Raw genomic sequence first — 3,545 nt, 5'->3', positions numbered from 1 at the left:
AGCAAGATAAAGTTGTTGGGGTGGGACAAGTCGGAATTCCGCATTCGTCGACTGAGTAGTGACAGGGCAGAAATTTCCCTTGTTGTGCAACTCACCCCCACCCCCATCAAGTAGAGGAAATAAACATGAACCGCGACGAAACAAAAAACCTGCTGCCGATTCTCACCGCCTATGCCAATGGTGAGCGTGTGCAGTTCCTGTCGGTGCTGAATAACGGCTGGGAAGATATCCCGCCGGGCGGCTCTTCGTTCGGCCTGCCCGCCGACAAATACCGCATCAAACCGCCACCGGTTGCTGTCAAGCACTGGATCATCGTAGGCCGAGAGACTGGCAACCCGCTTTCGTGCTCGGGTGTCGTCCATACTTTTCCCACACTCGCCGCCGCGAACCACCGCCATGGCCTTACCCTCGATCCGGAAAAATGGGCGGTGGTTGAAATGACCGGCAGTTATGACCGTTGAAATTTTAACGTTAAACAAGCCGAGTCGCTGCGCAGCTAGTGTCAACGCGCACGACATGTTCATCTTTGATGGGCTTACGTTGAAGGGCAACGAGAAGGCCATCGCCCGCTTGAAGATCGCCGCACGTGAGCGTGACAAGTGGTTCATCCTGCAACACAACCAAAAGGCAACGTGATGGATATCAAGATTGTAGACCGTACCAACACGGTGACATTCGGTTCTTTGAATTTGTCCACCCCATTCCTGTACGCGGGCAAACTCTACGTGAAAACTAGCGTAGGTTATGCCTGCCGCGTCGGCTCGCCGATAGATGCGGCAATTCCGTTCTCCCATAACTGCAACACCGAGCAGATCGCATCGATAACCGTGGAGCCGAAGTGATGAAAGTTGTCATCAACGCAAAGAAAGCGACGGTGCCGTTTTCCAAGCTCGAATGTGGGCAATGCTTTCTGTACGACGGAGGGCTGTGGGTGAAGGTCGCCACCTCAACCGGTTCGCAACCGTACGCCCAGAACATTGGGAGCAATCGTACTGCCAGCTTCCACCCTGTCCGTGAAGTTATGACGGTCGAAACCGTCACCGCCACGCAGTAAACGCCGACGTTCGTTTAACGTTAAACATCCCTCAATAACAAAGGAACCTGCATCATGTTCGACCATATCACAGCCGCTCGCCCGAACGTGCTCGTCACCTCCCGTCGTGGTGACTACAAGGCGGTCGCCACCTTCACCTTCAACGCCGCCGGCCAGCGTACCTCCAATGTGGGCATGCGCATGATTGCCCGTGCCGATGGCCAGCCGTTGTCTGCTCAGCAGCGAACCATCGCCAACTGGACCAGCACCTTGCAGGACGTTCGTGCCAACATCGAATCGGGCATGTTCGAGCTGGGCTACGCCTGCACTACCGATGGCGGGCGTCTGGAACCTGTCACTGGTGAGCAGTGGACCACCATCTGCAACAACGTTCGTGAGACTCGCGTCGCTGTGAGCGTGGCACAGAACGCCGTTGCCGCTGCGCGTGAAACCCTCAACACCGCCGAGGCTGCACTGCTGGCTGCTAACACCGCAGCCACTGCTGCGCAGAGCGTCTTCAACTCCGCCATCTGATCCATCCCACAACACAGAGAGAACAGTCATGTCCGACAACAAGAAGCCGAAGATTTTCTTCATCCACCTGCGCCCGAACCATGAAGGTTCTCCCCTCCTCAACAGCCGCAGTCATGGGCGCACCCCACCCAAGGGTGGTCGCACCGTCGCGTTCACCTACGATGACAAGGGTGTGCAGTTCGCCGTCGCCAAGGTGAATCCGAACGACGTGTACGACAAGAGCATCGGCCGTAAGGTCAGCAGCGAACGTCTGCTGGCTGGTGTGGAAGGCACCGTCGGCTGCTGGCCCGGCAGTGTCAACCAGTTCCGCCGTGCCGTCGTCATCGCCCTGATGGTTGACTAATGGAATGGGCGCTTCTAGTGTTCTTCTTCGCCGGTCCAATGGCGAATGGGGACGATCAGGCCGCAGCAGTGGTGAGCGGTTTCAATACCGCCGCCCTCTGTGAAACCGCTAAGACGCAGGTGTTGCGCCTGCCGTCTGGCTTCAAGGATGCGCGTGCTGTCTGCGTGCGCGTCAAGTAACTACGGAGAAGTAAAATGCTCATTGTCTACATCTTGTTGTTGTTCTTGCTCGTCGCTGCCTGTATGGGGCTTGTGGCGTATGCCGATAACGGGTATAGCGCTGGCGAGTTTATCGCTGGTTGCATCGGATTCATAGGCCTGTTGGCCGCAGCAGCCGCAGCTTTTGCTGGCCTGTGTCTGGCATATCAGTGGTATGCAGCAGAGCAGAAGGCAGCGATTCTGAATCGTGAATATGACGTCAAGTACACGCAGGCTGAAATCTTCTATGCCTCCGATGTGGTGGACGTCATCCGTGAGCTGGATCGCAAGCGCATCGAAATCAACGGCGACTTCCGTCGTCAGCGTGACCCGGAACGTAACCTGCCAGTCCGTCAGCAGGACAACCGGCAGTAAGAACCACCCGTCCCCTTCGCAAGAGGGGGCACGGCGATGGCAACTCACTGAGTTGCTATCCTCGTGACAACGGTTTAACATTAAACAGGAGACGTGTCATGCCCAAGCTTGCCTCTGCTCGTGAAGTGATTGCCCGCTTGATGCGGGGTGTCGTGGCTCCCAAGTGTGAGCCGATCTACTCGCGTGGTCATATCGAACCGACGAATGAGCATGAGTTTGCCAAGGGCTTGGCTACGTGTTCGATCAGGTTCAGTGGCCGCAAGGATTACGTGGGGCTGGTGATTGCCGTACGTGACCCCAAGAACCAGAAGGTGGTGAGGGCAGTCGCTGTCACCATCAACAACGAGGGCAGTCGCGTGCTCAACTTCATCAAGAAGAACACCGACCTGAACATCAGCAGTGTCCGTAGTGTTGTGCTGGGTGGCAATGAAAAGATTGCTGGCTGGTCCAACTCCATCCATAACTATTTGCAGGAGGGAATCAAATGCGCAAGATTGCAAAGATCACGAGTGCTCTTCTCGCGGGGGCACTCGCCTCTTGCGGAGCGCACGTTGCGTGTGCGAGCGACGATGAAGTCCTCGTCGCAGAGTTCGAGCACCACACCATCTACATCACGTCCGAGCAGGCGCCCGACTGTCCCCTCCTCACCTACTCCGCCTATCGTGTGGACGAGGAAGGTGATGTTACCTTCGGCTGCTGGACGCTCAACGCCGAACGAACTGCCGTCGAAGTCACGTGGCCAGGGCGTGTTACACTTGTCCTCCAGCATGACCAACTGAGCAGGGCACCGCCATGAATGTTGACCAACAGGCGCTTGAGTTGCTGGCTCGCTTCTTGCAGGAGCCAATGCATGACCTCAACATGGAGCACGAAGTAAGCCTGAGCACCGCGCAGAAGGCCGTCGCATACGCCCTCTCCGCCCAGCCCACGCAGGCCGTGGACCTGGGGCAGTTCCGGGAGGCCATCTACGCAGCGTGGGAAGCATCAGCCGCTGGCGGAAAGACCGACCTTCAGCTGGGTAAGCTGCTGGCCCTGATCGACAGCCAGAAATAATATTCCGAAT

General features: G+C 57.0%; 10 protein-coding genes. 9 read left to right on the top strand and 1 reads right to left on the bottom strand.

What is annotated here, in order from left to right:
- Positions 1-125 precede the first annotated feature (125 nt).
- The 7 genes from RR877_RS10080 (at position 126) to RR877_RS10050 (ending at position 2,482) form a co-directional block, all read left to right on the top strand.
- Complete coding sequence (locus tag RR877_RS10080; RefSeq protein WP_332628130.1) at positions 126-461, top strand: hypothetical protein; 336 nt, start codon at positions 126-128, stop codon at positions 459-461.
- A 174-nt stretch (positions 462-635) separates the two neighbouring features.
- The gene (locus tag RR877_RS10075) at positions 636-842 is read left to right on the top strand and encodes a hypothetical protein (protein WP_332628129.1); all 207 of its coding nucleotides are present in this window, start codon (positions 636-638) and stop codon (positions 840-842) included.
- The gene (locus RR877_RS10070; protein WP_332628128.1) at positions 839-1,054 is read left to right on the top strand and encodes a hypothetical protein; all 216 of its coding nucleotides are present in this window, start codon (positions 839-841) and stop codon (positions 1,052-1,054) included. The genes RR877_RS10075 and RR877_RS10070 overlap by 4 nt, the downstream gene beginning before the upstream one ends.
- A 54-nt stretch (positions 1,055-1,108) precedes the next feature.
- Positions 1,109-1,567 carry a hypothetical protein gene (locus tag RR877_RS10065; protein WP_332628127.1) on the top strand — a complete coding sequence of 153 codons (459 nt, stop codon included), beginning with the start codon at positions 1,109-1,111 and terminating at the stop codon, positions 1,565-1,567.
- Between the two features lie 28 nt (positions 1,568-1,595).
- Positions 1,596-1,910: a hypothetical protein gene (locus RR877_RS10060; protein ID WP_332628125.1), complete on the top strand. Its 315-nt coding sequence runs from the start codon at positions 1,596-1,598 to the stop codon at positions 1,908-1,910.
- The gene (locus tag RR877_RS10055) at positions 1,910-2,089 is read left to right on the top strand and encodes a hypothetical protein (protein WP_332628123.1); all 180 of its coding nucleotides are present in this window, start codon (positions 1,910-1,912) and stop codon (positions 2,087-2,089) included. Before RR877_RS10060 ends, RR877_RS10055 begins: the two co-directional genes overlap by 1 nt.
- Before the next feature lie 15 nt (positions 2,090-2,104).
- The gene (locus tag RR877_RS10050; protein ID WP_332628121.1) at positions 2,105-2,482 is read left to right on the top strand and encodes a hypothetical protein; all 378 of its coding nucleotides are present in this window, start codon (positions 2,105-2,107) and stop codon (positions 2,480-2,482) included.
- A gap of 80 nt (positions 2,483-2,562) precedes the next feature.
- Here the strand turns inward: RR877_RS10050 and RR877_RS10045 are convergent, their stop codons facing one another.
- Complete coding sequence (locus RR877_RS10045) at positions 2,563-2,943, bottom strand: hypothetical protein (protein ID WP_332628119.1); 381 nt, start codon at positions 2,941-2,943, stop codon at positions 2,563-2,565.
- Between the two features lie 23 nt (positions 2,944-2,966).
- Between RR877_RS10045 and RR877_RS10040 the strand changes: the two genes are divergently transcribed.
- Both RR877_RS10040 and RR877_RS10035 read left to right on the top strand, forming a co-directional pair.
- Positions 2,967-3,278, top strand: a complete 312-nt coding sequence (locus tag RR877_RS10040; protein ID WP_332628116.1) for a hypothetical protein — start codon at positions 2,967-2,969, stop codon at positions 3,276-3,278.
- The gene (locus RR877_RS10035) at positions 3,275-3,535 is read left to right on the top strand and encodes a hypothetical protein (RefSeq protein WP_332628115.1); all 261 of its coding nucleotides are present in this window, start codon (positions 3,275-3,277) and stop codon (positions 3,533-3,535) included. Before RR877_RS10040 ends, RR877_RS10035 begins: the two co-directional genes overlap by 4 nt.
- The last annotated feature ends 10 nt before the right edge of the window (positions 3,536-3,545 follow it).

The organism is Aurantimicrobium sp. (genome assembly GCF_036667855.1).
Lineage (GTDB): Bacteria > Actinomycetota > Actinomycetes > Actinomycetales > Microbacteriaceae > Aurantimicrobium.
The sequence above is the reverse complement of the archived record's forward strand: the minus strand, read 5'-3'. Positions and strand labels throughout refer to the sequence as shown.